The sequence below is a fragment of the Salinisphaera sp. T31B1 genome (assembly GCF_040361275.1).
Taxonomy (GTDB): Bacteria; Pseudomonadota; Gammaproteobacteria; order Nevskiales; family Salinisphaeraceae; genus Salinisphaera.
Genome location: NZ_APNH01000003.1, coordinates 310,052 through 328,528, shown reverse-complemented (window position 1 = coordinate 328,528; position 18,477 = coordinate 310,052). Strand labels below are relative to the sequence as shown.

Annotated in this window: 18 protein-coding genes and 1 tRNA gene; 3 read left to right on the top strand and 16 right to left on the bottom strand. The window is 64.4% G+C overall.

The window, feature by feature from the left end:
* Positions 1 to 6 precede the first annotated feature (6 nt).
* From T31B1_RS12995 to miaB, 15 genes are all read right to left on the bottom strand, one after another.
* Positions 7 to 1,374, bottom strand: coding sequence for an MFS transporter (locus T31B1_RS12995; protein WP_353249936.1), 1,368 nt, complete (start codon positions 1,372 to 1,374; stop codon positions 7 to 9).
* A 5-nt stretch (positions 1,375 to 1,379) separates the two neighbouring features.
* Positions 1,380 to 2,753: a CmpA/NrtA family ABC transporter substrate-binding protein gene (locus T31B1_RS12990; protein ID WP_353249935.1), complete on the bottom strand. Its 1,374-nt coding sequence runs from the start codon at positions 2,751 to 2,753 to the stop codon at positions 1,380 to 1,382.
* Between the two features lie 346 nt (positions 2,754 to 3,099).
* A complete protein-coding gene (locus T31B1_RS12985; protein ID WP_353249934.1) occupies positions 3,100 to 3,666 on the bottom strand; it encodes an ANTAR domain-containing response regulator in 567 nt (188 codons plus the stop codon).
* Between the two features lie 226 nt (positions 3,667 to 3,892).
* Complete coding sequence (locus T31B1_RS12980) at positions 3,893 to 4,678, bottom strand: alpha/beta fold hydrolase (protein ID WP_353249933.1); 786 nt, start codon at positions 4,676 to 4,678, stop codon at positions 3,893 to 3,895.
* 421 nt (positions 4,679 to 5,099) lie between these two features.
* A tRNA-Gln gene (locus T31B1_RS12975) sits at positions 5,100 to 5,173 on the bottom strand.
* Between the two features lie 56 nt (positions 5,174 to 5,229).
* Positions 5,230 to 5,622, bottom strand: a complete 393-nt coding sequence (gene rpsI, locus T31B1_RS12970) for a 30S ribosomal protein S9 (protein ID WP_353249932.1) — start codon at positions 5,620 to 5,622, stop codon at positions 5,230 to 5,232.
* A gap of 3 nt (positions 5,623 to 5,625) precedes the next feature.
* The gene (gene rplM, locus T31B1_RS12965) at positions 5,626 to 6,054 is read right to left on the bottom strand and encodes a 50S ribosomal protein L13 (RefSeq protein WP_353249931.1); all 429 of its coding nucleotides are present in this window, start codon (positions 6,052 to 6,054) and stop codon (positions 5,626 to 5,628) included.
* A gap of 110 nt (positions 6,055 to 6,164) precedes the next feature.
* Positions 6,165 to 6,752, bottom strand: coding sequence for a nitroreductase family protein (locus T31B1_RS12960; protein WP_353249930.1), 588 nt, complete (start codon positions 6,750 to 6,752; stop codon positions 6,165 to 6,167).
* Positions 6,753 to 6,763: 11 nt separating this feature from the next.
* On the bottom strand, positions 6,764 to 7,333 hold the full coding sequence (locus T31B1_RS12955; protein ID WP_353249929.1) for an LPS-assembly lipoprotein LptE: 570 nt from the start codon (positions 7,331 to 7,333) through the stop codon (positions 6,764 to 6,766).
* 7 nt (positions 7,334 to 7,340) lie between these two features.
* Positions 7,341 to 9,779, bottom strand: coding sequence for a leucine--tRNA ligase (gene leuS / locus T31B1_RS12950; RefSeq protein ID WP_353249928.1), 2,439 nt, complete (start codon positions 9,777 to 9,779; stop codon positions 7,341 to 7,343).
* Between the two features lie 92 nt (positions 9,780 to 9,871).
* Positions 9,872 to 11,380 carry an apolipoprotein N-acyltransferase gene (gene lnt / locus T31B1_RS12945; RefSeq protein WP_353249927.1) on the bottom strand — a complete coding sequence of 503 codons (1,509 nt, stop codon included), beginning with the start codon at positions 11,378 to 11,380 and terminating at the stop codon, positions 9,872 to 9,874.
* 142 nt (positions 11,381 to 11,522) lie between these two features.
* Complete coding sequence (locus T31B1_RS12940) at positions 11,523 to 12,383, bottom strand: CorC family transporter (RefSeq protein ID WP_353249926.1); 861 nt, start codon at positions 12,381 to 12,383, stop codon at positions 11,523 to 11,525.
* A gap of 73 nt (positions 12,384 to 12,456) precedes the next feature.
* Positions 12,457 to 12,933, bottom strand: a complete 477-nt coding sequence (gene ybeY, locus T31B1_RS12935) for an rRNA maturation RNase YbeY (RefSeq protein WP_502950974.1) — start codon at positions 12,931 to 12,933, stop codon at positions 12,457 to 12,459.
* A gap of 31 nt (positions 12,934 to 12,964) precedes the next feature.
* The gene (locus T31B1_RS12930; RefSeq protein ID WP_353250279.1) at positions 12,965 to 13,903 is read right to left on the bottom strand and encodes a PhoH family protein; all 939 of its coding nucleotides are present in this window, start codon (positions 13,901 to 13,903) and stop codon (positions 12,965 to 12,967) included.
* Between the two features lie 71 nt (positions 13,904 to 13,974).
* Positions 13,975 to 15,354 (bottom strand): tRNA (N6-isopentenyl adenosine(37)-C2)-methylthiotransferase MiaB, encoded by a 1,380-nt coding sequence (gene miaB, locus T31B1_RS12925; protein WP_353249925.1) that lies wholly within the window; start codon positions 15,352 to 15,354, stop codon positions 13,975 to 13,977.
* 231 nt (positions 15,355 to 15,585) lie between these two features.
* On the opposite strand from miaB, the gene T31B1_RS12920 reads away from it, so the two are divergent.
* From T31B1_RS12920 to catC, 3 genes are all read left to right on the top strand, one after another.
* Positions 15,586 to 16,917, top strand: coding sequence for a short-chain fatty acid transporter (locus T31B1_RS12920; RefSeq protein ID WP_353249924.1), 1,332 nt, complete (start codon positions 15,586 to 15,588; stop codon positions 16,915 to 16,917).
* A gap of 22 nt (positions 16,918 to 16,939) precedes the next feature.
* Positions 16,940 to 17,236 (top strand): YciI family protein, encoded by a 297-nt coding sequence (locus T31B1_RS12915; protein WP_353249923.1) that lies wholly within the window; start codon positions 16,940 to 16,942, stop codon positions 17,234 to 17,236.
* A 126-nt stretch (positions 17,237 to 17,362) separates the two neighbouring features.
* Positions 17,363 to 17,653, top strand: coding sequence for a muconolactone Delta-isomerase (gene catC / locus T31B1_RS12910; protein WP_353249922.1), 291 nt, complete (start codon positions 17,363 to 17,365; stop codon positions 17,651 to 17,653).
* A gap of 72 nt (positions 17,654 to 17,725) precedes the next feature.
* Here catC and T31B1_RS12905 read toward each other — a convergent pair whose 3' ends face one another.
* Positions 17,726 to 18,472, bottom strand: coding sequence for a cyclic nucleotide-binding domain-containing protein (locus T31B1_RS12905; protein WP_353249921.1), 747 nt, complete (start codon positions 18,470 to 18,472; stop codon positions 17,726 to 17,728).
* Positions 18,473 to 18,477 lie beyond the last annotated feature (5 nt).

Below are 18,477 nucleotides of genomic sequence, written 5' to 3'. Positions count from 1 at the left end.
TTCCGACTAGGCCGGTTCCGGCGTGTTGCCGCCACGCGCCTTGATCGGGTCCTCGCCGGACGAAGCCGTATCGAAGGCGGCCTTTTCCTCGGCCAGTACTTCGGGCGAAAAGCGCACGAAGAAGGCGAAGAACGAACACACGATCACCGCACAGCCGAGAAACATCAGCCCCTGGCCATAGGACAGCGATTCGCTCTTGAACAGAAAACCGGCGAGCACCGCCCCGGCGTTGCCGCCGGCACCGACGATGCCGTTCACCCCGCCGAGCGCCTTCTTGTTCATGAACGGCACCAGCCCGAAGGTCGCGCCCTCGGACATCTGCACGAACAGGCTGAACACGATCATGGTGGCGATGGCGGTGGCCAGCACCTCCATCTGCGAGAACGTCACCAGGGCGATCCCCTCGATGAACATGGCAGCGAACAGAAAGCGCACCCGGCCGGTGAGGCCCATATAGCGCGCCGACAGATCCGAGAAGAAGCCGCCCATGGTGCGCGCGAAGATATTCATCAGGCCGAACAGACCGGCGATCAGGCCCGCCGTTTCCAGGCCGACCTCGAAGTTGTCGAAGAAATAGATGGCAGCGACGTTGTTGATGGTCAGCTCGACGCCGAAACAGCCGGCATAGACCACGAACAACGCCCAGACGCGATAGTCCGCCGCGGCCTTCTTGAAGCTGGCCATGCCGCCGTTCTCGCGGTCGGCCGGCGGAATCTTGCCGGCCGCGCGCAGGTCGGAATAATTGCCGTCCGGCGCGTCCTGGGTGAATTTCCAGTAGGCCAGGCCGAGCACGAACAGCAGGATGCCGGGCACCACCATGGCCAGGCGCCAGCCCAGGAATTCGTTGATCCCGAGCGAGACGATGACGGTGAAGATCAGCGGCATGACCATCTGTGTGGTGCCGCCGCCGAGATTGCCCCAGCCTGCGGTGGTGGCATTCGCCGTGCCCACGATATTGGGCGCGAACATCACCGACGTGTGGTACTGGGTGATCACGAACGACGCACCGATCGCGCCGATACACAGCCGCGCCAGCAGAAACGTCTCGAAGCTGTCGGCAAAACCGATACACATGACCGGGATCGAGCCCAGAATCAGCAGCGTCGAATAGGTCTTGCGCGGTCCGAACTTGTCGCACAGCGGACCGATGATCAGGCGCACCAGCACCGTGATCGCCACCGAGGCGATGATGGTCGAGCCGACCATCGACTTGTCGAGATTCAGATCCTCGCGCACCACGGCCATGAGCGGCGCGATACCGAACCAGCCGAAGAAACACAGGTGAAAGGCCACCCAGCTCATATGAAAGGCCCGCATTTGTACCGACTTGAAGTCGAACAGGCGGATGCGGGTGGCCTTATTGGCAAGTTCCATGGGTACTACTCCTCGAAGACAGGGGCCGGGCCGAGCGCCGGCGTGGAGAACATCGGATTGAGTGGCGCCAGTTCGGCCACACGCGCACCCCGGCGATGGACCGGGATGCTGCGCAGATAGGCCAGCACGTCGCCGGGGTCGAACACCCGGCCGTCGAAGAAGGCGTCGGCACCCATCGCGATCGGCTCGGCCTCGGCGCTGGCCAGCGTCCAGGGCTGGCGGTGTGTGCCTTCACGCTTGTGATCGGCCGTCGGCACCGCCAGGCCGAGACAGGCGACTGCCTCGCGGTAGATATCCGGCCGATATACCCGGGCCGCCGTGGCGGCAATATCCAGCGGCATGGCGATCTGGCCCCAGCGAATCATCTGGCTGAGCAGCCACATCGCATGCGAACGCCATGGGAAGGTCGCCGCATGGCGATAGAACACGTTGAAATCCGGCGCCGGCCGGGGCGCGGCACCCGGGCGATAACAGAACCGGCCACCCAGCGTGCGGCGAATGACGTCGGCCGGCGCATCGACATATTCGGTGCCGGCGAGCAGATCGGCCGCGTCCTGACGATTGGCGGGGTCGTCCAGCCAGCGGCCGGCACGTACCAGCGCACGAATCAGAGCGCCATGGGTACGCGGGTTCGTCCGTGCCCAGTCATGGCTGACGCCGAGCACCTTTTCGGGCGCGTTGTTCCATATCTCGTGGCCGGTGATCAGCGCATGCCCCAACCCGGCACGTACCGCCATCTGATTCCACGGCTCGCCGACGCAGTATCCGGCAACACGCCCCGCGGCCAGATTGGCGACCATACGCGCCGGCGGCACCACGATGAGCCGGACATCCCGGTCCGGGTCGATCCCCGCGGAGGCCAGCCAATAGCGCAGCTGATAGTTGTGCATCGAGGCCGGGTGCACCATGGCGAACGTCAATGGTTCCAGCCCGGCGGCGCGATCGGCGTCGATGATCCGCTTGAGCGCGGCCGCGCTACAGGGGCGGGCAGCCATGGCCACGGGGTCGACGGCCTGCATGCGCTCGAACAACGACGACGCCACGGTGATGGCATTGCCGTTGAGGCTGAGCGAGAGCGCGGTGACCATCGGATGCGGGGATGCGCCAAGCCCGAGCGTCGAGGCGATCGGCATGCCGGCGAGCATCTGGGCGCCGTCGAGCATCCCGAGCGCGACCTTGTCGCGAATGGCCGCCCATGACGACTCCCGCGACAGCGCCACGCCCAGCCCTTCGGCCTCGAAGAAGCCGGCCTCGCGGGCGACGACCAACGGCGCGCAATCGGTCAACGCGATGAACCCGAGTCGCAGCGTGTCGCGTTCATGGGGACGGCCGATATAGCGTCCCTTGCGGCCGAAGTTCACCTCATGCCATGCGGTCATCGCCGTGTCCCTGAGTGATGGGGCGCCTGCCGGATGACAGGCATTAAAAAAGCCCGGCCGCACACGGGCCGACGGCCTGTGGCGTACCGGGCTTCATTGCCCTGGAAACCAGATTGTCCGGAAAGTGGCCGCCGTATCGTTCGCCGGCCACGCCCTTCGTCAATGGTGTTGCATCGTCCGTGCCAGCTTGGAGCGCTTATCCAGTATTGGCCGCACACGGCACACTCGAGCAGGCAGAACGCTTAGGTCGCGCCGGACAATACGGGGCGTTCCTGTTCGGCTCAGCGCGTGCCCGCAGTGCATGTCGATTGCACATCGCACTGTTTTCGTGCGCCGGCCCGGCGCCTCACTCGGCCGCGCGGACCATGACCCGACGAGCGATCTCGGGCAGGGGCAGACCGTGATCCATGGCGCTCTTGCGCAGCTGCGAATAGGCCTGTTTTTCGCTCATTGCACGATGTTCCATCAGCAGGCACTTCGCTCGATCGATCACCTGGCGATCGGCAAGCGTCTCACGGGTTTCGGCCAGTTCGCGCTTGAGCGACTCCATCTGGCGATACTGGCGCATCGCCACGTCCACCAGCGATCGAACCAGTGCCGCGGACAGGCCATCCATCACGTAGGCGCTGATACCGGCCTCGGTCGCCCGCGCCATCAGTGCCCGGTCGTCCCGGGATGCCAGCATGAGCAGGGGTTTTGGATAGCGCTGGCCGAGCGTGGACAGATCCTCGAGCACGTCGCGCGAGGGTGAATCGGCGCCGACGATGACGGCATCCGGGGTATATCGATTCACGGCCGTATAGAGATCGGCGTCTTCACCCAATACCGCCACGACATTGAAACCGGCCGCCACGATCACCCGTTCGAGCGTGGCCAGACGCGCTGAATGACGATCCACGAGCAATACACGCATGATCACGACGCTCCCGATCGGCTGTGAGGCCTACGGGTATTCAGCAGCAAAAAGCGGGCCACACGGCAACGCCGAGGCTGGCTCACGCCGCTCTTCCCGCTCATTCCATACACCCTGGCGGTTCGCGAGCCGCGGCACGCGCTCCGCCGGACGGCGGTGACCATTCTGCCCCGGCGGCAGCCGGCAAGAGCCGTATTTATCGTCGCTGGATCTCGTTATCGGCCCATCACACGGCAAGCCAACCGGGCAGCCGTTCGCACAGAGCGGCCGGAGCTTCCACCGAAGGCACGTGGCCGACGCCCGATAGCATCTCGACCGGAGCGCCCCCGAGCTCATCGCCGAGCGTCTCCAGTGACGACACCGGCGTTGCGACATCCTCGTCGCCAGCCACCAGCCGTATCGGCCCAGCGGAACGACCGGCAAGAAGACCGCGGAAATCCGCCTCGGCCAGCAGTTCGCAGCAACGGGCATAGCTTTCGGCATCGGTATGTGCCAGCTGCAGCGCCCAGCCCGGCCGGGCACTCGGCTCGCGCACGGCGAGCGCCTTACCGAACCAGCGCGCGCTGATCGAGTCTGCCATCGCCGCCAGACCTTGCGAACGAACCGCCGTCGCCCGCTCGGCCCACGCCTGCGGCGAGCCGATGACCGGCCCGGTATTGGTGAGGACTACGTTATTCAGGCGGCCCGGCGCCTGGCAAAGCAGCTGCTGGCCGATGACGCCGCCGATCGACGTTCCCACGAAATGAAACCGGTCGACCGCCAACGCGTCCGCCAACGACAGCGCCTGGCTGGCCAGATGCGCGGCGGTCAGCTTGGTGTCAACCGATGCGCTAGCGCCGTGTCCGGGGAGATCCCAGCTCACCGTACGAAAAGATCCGTCGAGGCCGTCGATGACCTCATCCCAGACCGCTTGCGACATGCCCAGCGGATGGGCGAACAACACAGCCGGGGCGTCCGTCGAGCCGTGATCGCGATAACAGACCAGACGTCCGTCGATTTCGATGAATTTCATGACAGCGCTCCCGTCGATGACAAACCGGCCGATTTCATACGGCCGAGCGAAAGGCGCGCAGTCTAACCTGAACCACGCCGATTCAAGTTGCCCGGGGCGCCCGCGAAAGCGCCTAGCGCGGTTCTCGAACCGAGGGGTTCGAACCAGGATCTCTCCTCCAGCCAGCACCCATAAAAAAGCCCGCCATTCGGCGGGCTTTGGGTGCTGGCTAGTCAGCTTACTTTGGTTTCGACAGCCGTCGGACGAGCGGTTGCTTACGGATTATTCGCGGCTGGCGCCGCTCACCCCTTCGGGGCCCGTGGCGCTACGCGCCCCGGGTCTCGCGAGCAATGCTCGCTCGTCGAACCGAGGGGTTCGAACCAGGATCTCTCCTCCAGCCAGCACCCATAAAAAAGCCCGCCATTCGGCGGGCTTTGAGTGCTGGCTGGGGGAGAGGGATTCGAACCCCCGTTGACGGAGTCAGAGTCCGTAGTCCTACCACTAGACGATCCCCCAACAAACGCTTGCAACCGGCCGCCGGGACAGGCGACGACCGGTTGTTGCCAAGAGCTTTAGCGCTTGGAGTACTGCGGCGACTTGCGCGCCTTGTGCAGGCCGACCTTCTTGCGCTCGACCTTACGGGCGTCGCGAGTCATGAAGCCGGCCGCACGCAACGGCGCACGCATCATTTCGTCGTATTCAACCAGGGCACGGGACAGGCCGTGGCGGATCGCGCCGGCCTGGCCGTTCGGGCCACCGCCGCGAACGGTGACGTTGATATCGAAACGATCAGTCGAATCGGTGGCTTCCAGCGCCTGACGCACGATCATGCGCGACGTCGGCCGGCCGAAATAGTCGTCCAACGTCTTCTTGTTGACCGTGATCTGGCCGCTGCCGGGCTTGATGAAGACACGCGCGGTGGCGGTCTTGCGGCGGCCGGTGCCGTAGGAAGTTTCGGTTGCCATGTCTTAAATCTCCAGCGTCTGCGGCTGCTGCGCGGTATGCGGGTGCTCGGCGCCCGAGTAGACCCGGAGCTTGCGATACATCTGACGTCCCAGCGGGTTCTTCGGCAGCATGCCCTTCACGGCATGCTCGATGACGCGCTCGGGATGGGTCTTGAGCTGTTTCTCCAGCGTGATCGACTTCATGTTGCCGACATAACCGGTGAAACGGTAATAGAGCTTCTGCTGCGGCTTCTTGCCGGTGACCTTAACCTGCGACGCGTTGATGACCACGATATGATCGCCGACATCCTGGTTCGGGGTATATTCGGGCTTGTGCTTGCCGCGCAGACGAAATGCGATCTCGGAGGCGAGACGGCCGAGCGTCTTGTCGGCGGCATCGACGACGTACCAATCGGCAGCGATTTCGTCTTTCTTCGCAGAAAACGTCTTCATTTCACTTTACCTGAGCCAACGCGATTGCAACCGGGGCGGCTGCGAAAGCGCGCAATTCTATAGTGGGGCGACGGCATTTGCAACGGCTGGTTGGCGCCGATGTCGTCGGGTTACGGGCGCGACAACATAATCCCGTCGATCGGGGCTCGCTGACTGCGCGGACGCCGCTTCGGATAGCCGTACCAGACAATGCCGATACAGTATTCCACCGTGGCGTCGTACGCCAATATACGCGGCAGATCGGCATGCCGCGTCACTTCGCCACTGATCCACTTGCTGGCCACACCGGCGCTGTGCAGATACAGCGTCAGGTTCTGGATGGCACAGGCACAGGCCGCAAAATCCTCGCGCGCGGTGATCGGATCGTCACTCTGCGCACAGGTCACCGCCAACCAGCCCGGCATGCCCTGCCAGCGCTGGCGCTTGGCGTCGGCGACTTCGGCGTTCTTGCGCTCGGCCACGAGCCGGGCATTGAGCTCGATGATTTCCGATCGGGTCTGCGGCCCCACCAGATAGAACCGCCAAGGCTGTGTCAGATGATGATTCGGGGCCCAGCGTGCCGCCTCGACAGCGTCGCGCACGAGCGCTTCGTCGGGCACTTCCGCGGTGAACTGATCGACCGAGCGCCGCCCGCGCAGGAACTCGCCGGCGACTTCCGGACGGATCGGACTGGGCGTGAGCGCGGCGCGATCGGTCATGGATGAATCGCTCAGGACGCGGTGTCGGCCGAGGCGGGCACGAGCGTATCGTTCACCGTGCCGATACGAGTGAAGATCAGGTTGGCCAGCTCCTCGTGCATACGAGTGAGCAGATCGCGCTGTTCGGCTTCGGCTGCCAGACGCTCGGTGTCGTCGAAACTGTAGTTACGCGTTACCGACAGCGTTTCGTTGGACAGCTGCGTGGCACCGTTGACGGTGTAATCGAACACCACGCGTGTGGTCAGCTCGTACTCGGCCACGCGTCCGTCGAGCGGGCTGACGGACACGATGCGCTGCTGGTTGTCGATTCGCCGGATATCCAGCTGGGCGGGTGCATCGACCTGACCCAGCAGCCCCTGTTCCCGCAGCCGCTGTTGCAGGGTCTCGACCAGGGGCGGATCCCCGACCCGATAGTCGTCGTTGTAGTTCACGTACATCGAGTCCACACCGTCGGGCAACGGCGTCGCGCCCTGCAGATGAAAACCGCAGCCGGACAGAACGAGCATGCAGGCCCCGGCCAGCGCGAGCCGGGCGCGGCCGATCGGGCCGGGACGACGAAAACGGGTGGGAATCGTGTTCATGCGTTGTCTATACCACGAGGTTGACGAGCTTGCCCGGCACGACGATCGTCTTCTTGATCGGCGCGCCATCGACAAAGCGTGCCACATTGGCATCGGCGTGCGCCGCGGCGGCCACGGCTTCGCGATCGGCGTCGGCGGCGATCTCGATGCGAGAGCGCACCTTGCCATTGACCTGAACCACGATCGTCAGCGTATCCCGCACGAGCGCCCCATCGTCCGCCTCGGGCCAGGCGATATCGAGCAACAGATCGTCGTGGCCGAGCTCGCGCCAGAGCGCGTCGCAGATATGCGGAGCGATGGGGGCGAGCATCTTCACCACCGCCTCGAGTCCTTCCTGTCGCACCCTCCGCTGGGCATCGTCTGCGTCATCCGCCCGAGCCAGGGCGTTGCACAACTCCATGATCGCGGCAATCGCCGTGTTGAAGGTCATGCGGCGACCGATATCGTCGCCGACTTTGGCGATGGTCTCGTGAACCTTGCGACGCAGCTCGCCGGCCTCGCCGTCCGCACTCGAGCCCGCGGCGACGACACCGGCCTCGACATGGTCGGCGACCAGACGCCACAGGCGCTTGAGGAAGCGGTTCGCGCCTTCCACACCCGCATCCGACCATTCCAGCGACTGGTCCGGCGGCGCGGCAAACATGGAGAACAGGCGCACCGTATCGGCGCCGTAGGTCTCGATGAGCGCCTGCGGATCGACGGTATTGCCCTTGGACTTGGACATCTTGGCGCCGTCCTTGAGCACCATGCCCTGGGTGAGCAGCCGTTTGAACGGTTCATCGGCCTGCGTGAGGCCTTCGTCGCGCATGACCTTCTGGAAAAAGCGCGCATAGAGCAGATGCAGGATCGCGTGCTCGATACCGCCGATGTACTGATCGACCGGCAGCCAATAATCGGCGCGATCGTCGAGCATGGTCTCGGCATCCGGGCAGGCAAAACGCGCGAAATACCAGGACGACTCCATGAAGGTGTCGAAGGTATCGGTTTCGCGGCGGGCGGCCTTGCCGCACTGCGGGCAATCCACGTTCACGAACTCGGGCATGTCCGGCAGCGGCGAGCCGGCGCCTTCGGGCGTGACATCTTCAGGCAGCACCACCGGCAGATCCTGTTCCGGCACCGGCACGGCGCCGCAGTCATCGCAGTGGATGATCGGAATCGGCGCGCCCCAGTAACGCTGGCGCGACAGGCCCCAGTCGCGCAGCCGGTACTGCGTCTTGCGGCGGGCGATGCCGCGCCCTTCCAGCCGATCGGCAATATCGTTGAAGGCGGTGTCGAAATCCTTGCCGTCGTCCTCGCCGGAATTGATGAGCACGCCTTTTTCGACGCTCGCCGCCGTGCTGATATCCGGCGCGCTGCCATCGGCGGTCGCGATCACGGGCACGATGGGCAGGTCGTAGGCGGTCGCGAACTCCCAGTCGCGCTGGTCGTGGGCCGGCACGCTCATGACCGCGCCGGTGCCATAGCCCATCAATACGAAGTTGGCTGCAAAGATCGGCATGCGCTCGCCCGACAACGGATGCGTCGCTTCGATCGGCAGGCGATAGCCCTTCTTCTCGCGCGTTTCCAGACTGGCCTCGGCGGTACCGGCCTTGCGGCATTCCTCGCAGAACGCGGCGAGTTCGGCATCGTGCTCGGCGGCGCGCGCGACCAGCGGATGATCGGCAGCCACTGCCATATAGGTTGCGCCGTGCAGCGTATCCGGACGCGTCGTATAGACCGTCAGCGGCTCGTCATGGCCCACCACGTTGAAATCGATTTCCAGACCCGTCGAACGCCCGATCCAGTTCGCCTGCATGGTCTTGACCGCTTCCGGCCAGCCTTCCAGCGTGTCGAGATCGTCCAGCAGTTCGTCGGCATAGTCGGTGATACGCGCGAACCACTGCGGAATGGCGCGCTGCTCGACGATCGCGCCCGAGCGCCAGCCGCGCCCGTCCACCACCTGTTCGTTGGCCAGCACGGTCTGGTCGACCGGATCCCAGTTGACCACCGATTCCTTGCGATAGACCAGCCCCTTTTCGAACAGCTTGGTGAACAGCCACTGTTCCCAGCGGTAGTAGCTCGGATCGCAGGTCGCGATTTCGCGCGACCAGTCGTAGGCAAAGCCCAGCTGCTGCAGCTGCTCGCGCATGGCCGCGATGTTCTCGCGCGTCCACTTTGCCGGCGGTACGCCGTTCTTGATGGCCGCGTTCTCGGCCGGCAGGCCGAAGGCGTCCCAGCCCATCGGCTGGAGTACGTTCTTGCCGCGCATGCGCTGGTAGCGCGACATGACGTCGCCGATCGTGTAGTTGCGCACGTGCCCCATATGCAGCTTGCCGCTGGGATACGGGAACATCGACAGGCAATAGAATTTCTCGCGCTGGTCCCGGGTGACCCGGAACGCGTCCGTATCCAGCCAGCGTTGCTGGACCTCGGTCTCTATGGCGTCGAAACGATAGCTTTCGTCCATCGGGGGTGTCGGCTCGGGCGCTTAAATCGGGCCGGCTAGTTTAGGGCGTGTCGGAACAGGTTGCACGCCGTGCGCGCCGATCGGCAGGCCGATCAGGCACGGCCGCGGCGCCGACGCGCGATAGCCGCGATCAGCCCCACGCCGGTGAGCAGGAAGCCGGCCGTCCACAGCGGCCAGTCACCGATGCGCATGTAAGGGGTCAGTCCCGCCCTGGGCTGGACCCGCGTCTGAATATTGGCGATCTCGAACTGGCCGGTGCGTTCGCGTACCCGGCCGTCGAAATCGATCACCGCGGAAATACCGGTATTGGCCGCACGCAGCATGGGCCGGCCGGCCTCGAGTGCCCGCATGCGTGCGATTTCCAGATGCTGATCGGCCGCCGTGGTGCCGGCAAACCAGGCATCGTTGGTCACGTTGGCAAGAATGCCGGCAGCCGGCAGGGCCTTGGCGATCTCGTAGCCGAAGGCGTCCTCGAAGCAGATCGATAACCCGATCTTGACGCCGTCGACCTCGATCAGCGGCTGATCCTCGGCCCCGAAGCCGAAGTTGCTGTACCGCATATTGATGCCGTCGAGCCAGTGCATGACGAAATCCGGCACCGGAAAATACTCTCCGAACGGCACGAGATGACGCTTGTAGTAACGTCCATGTCCAGCGCCGAGCGCCAGCACCGCGTTGTAGTAGGGCTGGTCGTCGCCCTGGTGGACAAGGGTGCCCGCCAGCACGGTCTGGCCGCGGTTCGCGGCCATGGCGTCGATGTCATCGAAATAGGATTGGACGCGGTTCGCTGGCGCAGGAATCGCCACTTCGGGCCAGAGCACCAGATCCGCGTCGCTGCGCTCGGTCAGGTTGCGATAGCGGGTGAGCGTGGTCGCGAAGGTATCCGGATCCCATTTGACCTGTTGCGGAAAATTGCCCTGGATCACATCCACGCTGACCGGCTCGCCGGCCGGGCGGGTCCACTGGCTGGCAGGCGGCAGCAGCCAGAGTGCGAACGGCGCCGCGGCCAGTAGCGCAACCGATACGGCACGACCGATCAGCGAGCCGGCAAACAACAACACCACCATGCCGGCCGCCGCCACCATCAGTGCGCCCATGAAATACACGCCGCCGATCGGCGCCAGCGCGGTCAGCGGCGCATCGATCAGCGAATAGCCCAGCGACAACCAGGGAAAACCGGTCAGCACCCAGCTACGCATCAGCTCCGCGGCCAGCCAGGCCCCGGGCACCAACAGCAACGCCCAGAGCGTGCGCGGCAGTCCGCGCGTGAAACCGGCGAACGCGCCGACCAGCATGGGATAGGCGGCCATATAGGCGCTGAGCAGGCACACCAGACCGATGGCCATCGGCAGCGGCGCGCCCCCGTAGTAATAGGTGGATACGAACGTCCAGTAGATACCGGTGCCGAAATGAGCCAGGCCGAACACCCAGCCGCGCCATGCCGCGCGTCGGGCGCCGGCCTGCCACCACAGCGCTATCAACCCGACGATCGCAATCAGGGTCAGGCCGTAGTATCCGAAGGGGGCAAAACCCAACGTGGCCAGACCGCCCAACACGGCCGGTGCCAACAAATCCAGCCCGATAACGCGCACTGCCCTCATCGGTTCACTCTCTTTCTGACGGATACATGAGTCCCGGGGTGCGCGCATCATGCCCGGAATGGCGCGCGGCCGGAAGACACCGCACGCTGCGATGCGCGCCGGGCCAGCTCGGGGCCGTTCGCTGGCCGGGCCGCGATCCCCGCTATTCCGGCGCTTCGGGCAGGATCGTCATCTGAAACAGATGGATACGGCGGGAGTCGGCACGCTGAACATTGAACTGGAAGCGGCCGATCACCGTGGTTTCGCCGCGCTTGGGCATGTGCCCGAACTCGTGCACGACCAGCCCACCGACGGTGTCGAAGTCCTCGTCGGAGAACTCGGCGTTGAAATACTTGTTGAATTCGTCGACTGGCGTGAGGCTGCGAATCTGGAAGCGATTCTTCTCCTGGCGCAGGATGAATGCACCTTCGGCCTGATCGTACTCGTCATCGATATCGCCGACGATCTGCTCGAGCGCGTCTTCGATGGTGACCAGACCGGCCACGCCGCCGTATTCATCGACCACCACGGCCATATGGTTGCGCGAGGCCTTGAACTCCTTGAGCAGCACGTTCACACGTTTGGATTCCGGGACGTAGACCGCCGGCCGAAGCACGTCGCCCAGTTCGAAATCGGCGCGATCGCGATCCGACTCCGCCAGGGCGAGCATGTCCTTGGCCAACAGGATACCCACCACTTCATCGCGCGATTCGCCGATGACGGGAAAACGGGAATGGCCGGATTCGATCGCGATCGGCAGGATCTCGGCGGCGTCGGCGTCGGATTCGACCACCACCATCTGCGAGCGCGGGATCATGATGTCGCGCACCTGCAGTTCCGAGACCTTGAGTACGCCCTGCATCATCCACAGCGCGTCGACGTCCAGCAGCTCGTTCTCTTGTGCCTCGGTGAGCACGGCCACCAGTTCGTCCCGGTCGCGTGGCGGCCCCGTCAGACTCTTGCCGATCTGACGCAGCCACCCGCCGCTACTTCGTCCCTGTTCGCTTTCGCCCTCGTCGCTCATTGGTGTGCGGCCGCGACCGCGTCCTCCCTGATCGTGTTGTCTGGTTAACGGCGTCGCGGCCGTATCGGCCTGCTCAGGCCGACGCGCGTTCGCTGTACGGATCATCAAAGCCGAGCGTCGTCATGATGCGTCGCTCGAGCGCTTCCATATGCTCGGCCTCATCGTCGCCGATATGATCGTAGCCGAGCAAGTGCAGCACCCCATGGACGATCATATGAACGAAGTGAGCCTGCGCCGGCTTGGATTGCGCCGCCGCCTCGCGTTCGACCACCGGCAAACAGATCACCAGGTCGCCGAGCACGGCCAGACCGGGCAACGATACCTCGGCCGGGAACGATAGGACGTTGGTGGCACGGGGCTTGTCTCGCCAGGCGCCGTTGAGTTCGGCCGACTCGCACTCGTCGACCAGCCGCACCGACAGCTCGACCACCGCCTCGCCAGGGCTGAAGCCGGCCGCAGCCAACGCGGCCCGGGCCGGCCCTTCCACTTGGACATACGCCGGTACGCGGCCGATCGCCTCGGCGGCTTCCAGATCGATCTCGAGTTCCATCAGGCTCACCGTGCGAACGGATTGATACGGTTCAGCGCTCGCCGTCCTCGTCGTCACCGTGTTCGCGATCGTAGGCCTGCACGATACGCTGGACCAGCGGATGCCGGACCACATCGCGGGCTGCGAACTTGGTTACGCTGATGCCTTCGATACCGTGCAGCAGACGCACCGCATGACGCAGCCCGGAGCGCTTGGCCACCGGCAGGTCGACCTGCGTCATGTCGCCGGTGACCACGGCCGTCGAGCCGAAACCGATCCGGGTGAGAAACATCTTCATCTGCTCGACAGTGGTGTTCTGTGCCTCGTCGAGAATAATGAAGGCTTCGTTAAGGGTGCGACCGCGCATATAGGCCAGCGGCGCGATCTCGATGACGTTGCGCTCGATCAGGCGTCCGACCCGGTCGAAGCCGAGCATCTCGTAGAGCGCGTCGTAGAGCGGGCGCAGATAGGGATCGATCTTCTGGGCCAGATCGCCCGGCAGAAAGCCTAGGCGCTCGCCGGCCTCGACCGCCGGGCGTACCAGCAACAGCCGGCGTACACGTTCGGTTTCCAGCGCATCGACCGCTGCGGCCACGGCCAGATAGGTCTTGCCGGTGCCCGCTGGCCCGATCCCGAAGTTCAGGTCGTTGGACCGCAGATTGGCCAGATATCGGCGCTGGTTCGGCCCGCGGCCTCGCACCAGCCCCAGGCGGGTCTTGATGACCACGTCCTCGACCGCGCGATCCTCGGCGGCGGCGTCCCGTTCGCGCTCGGCGGTGCGGGCGGCGACATGGACACGATCGGCGGTGAGCTCACCGGCGGCGGTCGCGGCATACAGTTCGTTGAGCACGTCGATCGCCGCACTAGCCGCCGGCGCGCTGCCCTCGACCTGGAACAGGTGGCCGCGGTTGTGAACACCCACGTCGAGTGTCTTTTCGATCAGCCGGAGATGACCGTCCTGCGGCCCGCACAGGTGGGCGAGCCGGGTCATGTCCGGCGGTTCGAGCTCGAGTGTCTTGCGTACGGTGGAATCTACCAAGTGTCCTCGGCGAGGTGCGTGGATCAGCCGACCGAGGCCAGATCCGGAGTGGCGGGTGTCTCGTGGATCGTCGTCACGCGTCCGCGCAGCGAATTATCGAGCGCTTCGGTAATCTCGATATCGACGAAATGGCCGATCATGCGCGGATGGCCGTCGAAATTGACCCAGCGATTGGAATCGGTACGTCCGGCCATCTGGCCACCGCCGCGTTTGGATTCGCGTTCGACCAGCACGCGCTGGGACGTGCCGACCATGGACTGCATGTACTGGCGATTGAACTCGCCGATCCGGGCCTGCAGGCGCGCCAGGCGGTCTTTCTTCAACTCGCGCGGCGTGTCGTCGATCATGTCGGCCGCCGGTGTGCCGGGCCGCTTGCTGTAGACGAAGGAAAACGCGGCGTCGAAGCCGATATCCTCGACCAGCTGCATGGTCTGCTCGAACTCCTCAGCGCCCTCGCCCGGATGACCGACGATGATGTCGGTCGACAGGCTGATGTCCGGACGCACTTCGCGCAGTTTCGCGATGCGCTCACGGAAATGATCGGCCGTATAGCCGCGCTTCATCTGTGCCAGCACCGCGTCCGAGCCGGACTGCACCGGCAGATGCAGATAGTTGGCGAGCTTCGGCACACGGGCATAGGCCTCGATCAGCGCATCCGAAAATTCCAGCGGATGGCTGGTGGTATAGCGAATCCGCTCGATGCCCTCGATTTCGGCCACGAACTCCACCAGCATCGCCAGATCGCAGACCGAGCCGTCTTCCATCGGCCCGCGATAGCCGTTGACGTTCTGGCCCAGCAGCGTGATTTCCTTCACACCCTGCTCCGCGAGCTCCGCGACTTCCAGGATCACGTCGTCGAACGGGCGCGAGATCTCCTCGCCGCGGGTGTAGGGCACGACACAGAAGCTGCAGTACTTCGAACAGCCTTCCATGATCGATACGAACGCGGTCGCGCCTTCGGCTTTCGCCGGCGGCATGTGATCGAACTTGTCGATCTCGGGAAAGGCGATATCGACGATGCCGGCGCCGTTGTCCTGTACGGCATCGAGCATTTCGGGCAGCCGGTGCAGCGTCTGCGGGCCGAAGACCATATCCACGAACGGCGCGCGCTCGCGGATCGCATGGCCTTCCTGAGAGGCCACACAGCCGCCCACGCCGATCACCAGATCCGGCCGCTCGAGCTTGAGTTCGCGCCAGCGCCCGAGCTGCGAAAACACCTTCTCGGCCGCCTTTTCGCGGATCGAACAGGTGTTGAGCAGGATCACGTCGGCTTCTTCCGGCGTGTTCACGCGCTCGGCGCCGCGCTGCTTGCGCAGCACTTCGACCATCTTGGCCGAGTCGTACTCGTTCATCTGGCAGCCCCAGGTCTGGACGAAGACTTTCGGTTGCGTGGCGCTGGTCATGCCGCTCGGGCCCGCTGGCGGGCAGGTTCAAACAAGCCTTCTAGTGTAACCGATCTGTCCACGCATGGCGGCCCGACATCGACCACTTGCGCGTCCCGCCTTGAACAACGAAACGAAACACAATAAGACGAACGTCGTATTGCCTGTTTCACGACGCAGTACAAACATGCGCGCCCGTTATTTGCGGAACACAATTCCGCAATAATCCAGACCTGTTTGAAACGAGCGCTCATGCAGACATTAGCCAGCTTTTTCACCCGGCTGATCAGCCGCTACCTGCCCGATCCGCTCGTCATCGCGGTAATACTCACCGTGTTCACCATGACGCTGGCGCTCGCTGTGGAAGGCACGACACCGCTGGATGCCGTGCGCTACTGGGGCGACGGCTTCTGGGATCTGCTCGCCTTCAGTATGCAGATGACGGTGATTCTGCTGGCGGGCTATATCCTGGCGCGTACGCCGCTCGTGGATGCCCTGCTGGATCGCATCGCGGCCACCGTGTCCACGCCGTTCATGGCGATCGTGGTCGCCACGCTCGTGGGCAGCATCGGCAGCTGGCTGAACTGGGGGTTCGGCCTGGTGATCGGCACGCTGGTCGCCCAGAAGCTGGCCGTCAAGGTGCGTGGCCTGCACTATCCGCTGGTGATCGCAGCCGCTTACTCCGGCTTCTGCCTGTACGGGATCGGGCTGTCCGGCAGCGTACCGTTGCTGATCTCTACCGAAGGCCATTTCCTGCAGGACCAGATCGGCCTCGTACCGCTCACCCAGACGATCTTCTCGCCGGTTCTTCTGATCACCAGCGGGCTGATCGTACTTACCCTGCCGCTGTTCAACGCGCTGCTGCACCCGAAGAATGCCGACGAGATCATCGAGATCGACCCGGCGACCGTCACCCGCCCATCGGCCGGTCACGACGAGCACGGCAGGCGGACGGTCGCCGACCGGCTCAACCACAGCCGTGTGGTCGGTATCGGCATCGGCCTGATCGGTCTGATCTACATCGGCCTGCATTTCGCTGACGGGGGCACGCTGAACCTGAACACGGTCAATTTCCTGTTCGTGTTTCTGGGCATTCTGCTGTTCGCGTCTCCGGCCCGGTATCTGGCCGCGCTGGACGACGGCGTGCGGATCGTTTCCGGCATCATCGTTCAGTACCCGTTCTATGCCGGCATCATGGGCATACTGGTGGGTTCCGGACTGGTAGTCACCTTCGCCAACCTGTTCGTGGACATCTCAAGTGCCGCGACGCTGCCGATCTGGTCGTTCATCAGCGGGGCGCTGATCAATCTGCTGGCGCCTTCGGGCGGCGGGCAATGGGCGGTACAGGGCCCGGTGATGGTGCAGGCGGCGCAAGCGCTGGGCGCATCGAATGCCGCCACCGCACTCGCCGTGCAGATCGGCGACCAGTGGACCAACATGATCCAACCGTTCTGGATTATCCCCGTGCTGGCGATATCGGGGCTCAGGCTGCGCGACGTGATGGGCTATATGGTGCTCATTCTCGGCTACCTCGGCATCATCTTCGCCAGCGCCGTCCTCATCTGGGGCGCACTCGGCACCTGAGAATTCATTCGGAGCACCCTGCATGCCTTATCTCATCGAAACCTACGACAAGCCCGATCACCATGATCTGCGGCTGTCCACCCGCGACGTGCATCTGGCATATCTGGATGCCAACGCCGAGCGTCTGATCGCCTGTGGCGCCAAGCTCGACGATGCCGGCGAAATCGCATCGGGCGGCATCTACCTGGTCGATGTCGACACGCGCGCGGCCGCCGAGCGCTTCATCGAAGCCGATCCGTTCCACCAGGCCGAGCTGTTCGAGCGCGTGGTGATCACGCGCTGGCGCAAGGCCTATGTCGACGGCCGCAACGTACTCTAGGCGCGATTTCCACACCCGACGAAATCGTCCCCCGTAACCGCCTGTGCGCGCACAACGGCGATCGCTGCGGACGAGACAGCCCGCATGACCGAGCCCCTCTCGGCCCATCTTAACCAAGGACGACCCATGCTCTTTCATGTCGAGATGACGGTGCGCCTGCCGCACGACCTGCCGGCCGAACGCGCCGACGAGATCAAGGCGCGCGAGAAAGCCTATTCCCAGGCACTCCAGCACAGCGGCACATGGCGCCATCTCTGGCGGGTGGCCGGCAGCTACTCCAACGTGAGTATCTTCGACGTCGCCGACAACGCCGAACTTCAGGAAATCGTATCGGGGCTGCCGCTGTTCCCGTACATGGACATCCGCGTCAAACCGCTGTGCCGGCATCCCTCGGCGATACGCGAAGACGATAGCTAGACAGGCCACGGATACCGGCCGCCGGCGTTGTTCGCCGACGGTCGGTGCGCCACCGTGAGCGAGGGGACGCGATCAGTCCTGGTCGACAGCCCAGGCGCCCTGGCCGGCCCGCGTGCGCAACATGGCCGTATCCAGAATGTCGATTGCCCCAGGCAACACCCGGATCACGCCGTCGCGCTGCAGGCGGGTCAGCACCCGGCTGACCGTTTCCAGCCGCATCGACAGGAAGTTGGCCAGTTCGATGCGCTTCATCGGTAGCGGCAACGCGCCCTCGGGCAACCCGCGCAGCTGGCGCCGTCGTCGCATGGTCAGCAGCAGGCTGGCGATACGACCCTCGGCGTTCTTTCGCCCGAGCGTGAGCAGCAGCCGCTCTTCATCGGACAGCGCCTGGCCCATCAACCGCATGAGCTGATGCCGCAGGCTGGGCAATTCGTCGCTCAGATGCCCGAGCCGCTCGACCGGAATACGACACACCGTGCTGTCCTCGAGCGCGATCGCCGTGCATTGATGCCGCTGATTGCCAAACCCGTCCAATCCGAGCAGATCGCCCGGAAAATAGAAACCGAGAATCTGTTCGAGACCGTCCTCGTCCACCGCCACGGTCTTCATGGAGCCATCGCGTATCGCGTAGAGGGCCTGCTGAGCATCGCCCTGCTCGAACAGCGACCGATCGGTGCCGATCGTGGCTCCGGTGTCCACCAGCGTTTCCAGACGCACGACGTCATCGGCACTGAGCCCGTGGGGCAGGCAGAGATAGCGCAGCGAGCAATGACTGCAAGTCGCGCTGAGCTGCTCGAGCGACGCCGTATCGGCGGCCATGGCCA

Bases quoted from the DNA above. Each gene is read 5' to 3' on its own strand.
- T31B1_RS12995 (WP_353249936.1), bottom strand. From the start codon at position 1,374: ATGGAACTTGCCAATAAGGCCACCCGCATCCGCCTGTTCGACTTCAAG.
- T31B1_RS12990 (WP_353249935.1), bottom strand. From the start codon at position 2,753: ATGACCGCATGGCATGAGGTGAACTTCGGCCGCAAGGGACGCTATATC.
- T31B1_RS12985 (WP_353249934.1), bottom strand. From the start codon at position 3,666: ATGCGTGTATTGCTCGTGGATCGTCATTCAGCGCGTCTGGCCACGCTC.
- T31B1_RS12980 (WP_353249933.1), bottom strand. From the start codon at position 4,678: ATGAAATTCATCGAAATCGACGGACGTCTGGTCTGTTATCGCGATCAC.
- rpsI (WP_353249932.1), bottom strand. From the start codon at position 5,622: ATGGCAACCGAAACTTCCTACGGCACCGGCCGCCGCAAGACCGCCACC.
- rplM (WP_353249931.1), bottom strand. From the start codon at position 6,054: ATGAAGACGTTTTCTGCGAAGAAAGACGAAATCGCTGCCGATTGGTAC.
- T31B1_RS12960 (WP_353249930.1), bottom strand. From the start codon at position 6,752: ATGACCGATCGCGCCGCGCTCACGCCCAGTCCGATCCGTCCGGAAGTC.
- T31B1_RS12955 (WP_353249929.1), bottom strand. From the start codon at position 7,333: ATGAACACGATTCCCACCCGTTTTCGTCGTCCCGGCCCGATCGGCCGC.
- leuS (WP_353249928.1), bottom strand. From the start codon at position 9,779: ATGGACGAAAGCTATCGTTTCGACGCCATAGAGACCGAGGTCCAGCAA.
- lnt (WP_353249927.1), bottom strand. From the start codon at position 11,380: ATGAGGGCAGTGCGCGTTATCGGGCTGGATTTGTTGGCACCGGCCGTG.
- T31B1_RS12940 (WP_353249926.1), bottom strand. From the start codon at position 12,383: ATGAGCGACGAGGGCGAAAGCGAACAGGGACGAAGTAGCGGCGGGTGG.
- ybeY (WP_502950974.1), bottom strand. From the start codon at position 12,933: ATGGAACTCGAGATCGATCTGGAAGCCGCCGAGGCGATCGGCCGCGTA.
- T31B1_RS12930 (WP_353250279.1), bottom strand. From the start codon at position 13,903: ATGACCCGGCTCGCCCACCTGTGCGGGCCGCAGGACGGTCATCTCCGG.
- miaB (WP_353249925.1), bottom strand. From the start codon at position 15,354: ATGACCAGCGCCACGCAACCGAAAGTCTTCGTCCAGACCTGGGGCTGC.
- T31B1_RS12920 (WP_353249924.1), top strand. From the start codon at position 15,586: ATGCAGACATTAGCCAGCTTTTTCACCCGGCTGATCAGCCGCTACCTG.
- T31B1_RS12915 (WP_353249923.1), top strand. From the start codon at position 16,940: ATGCCTTATCTCATCGAAACCTACGACAAGCCCGATCACCATGATCTG.
- catC (WP_353249922.1), top strand. From the start codon at position 17,363: ATGCTCTTTCATGTCGAGATGACGGTGCGCCTGCCGCACGACCTGCCG.
- T31B1_RS12905 (WP_353249921.1), bottom strand. From the start codon at position 18,472: ATGGCCGCCGATACGGCGTCGCTCGAGCAGCTCAGCGCGACTTGCAGT.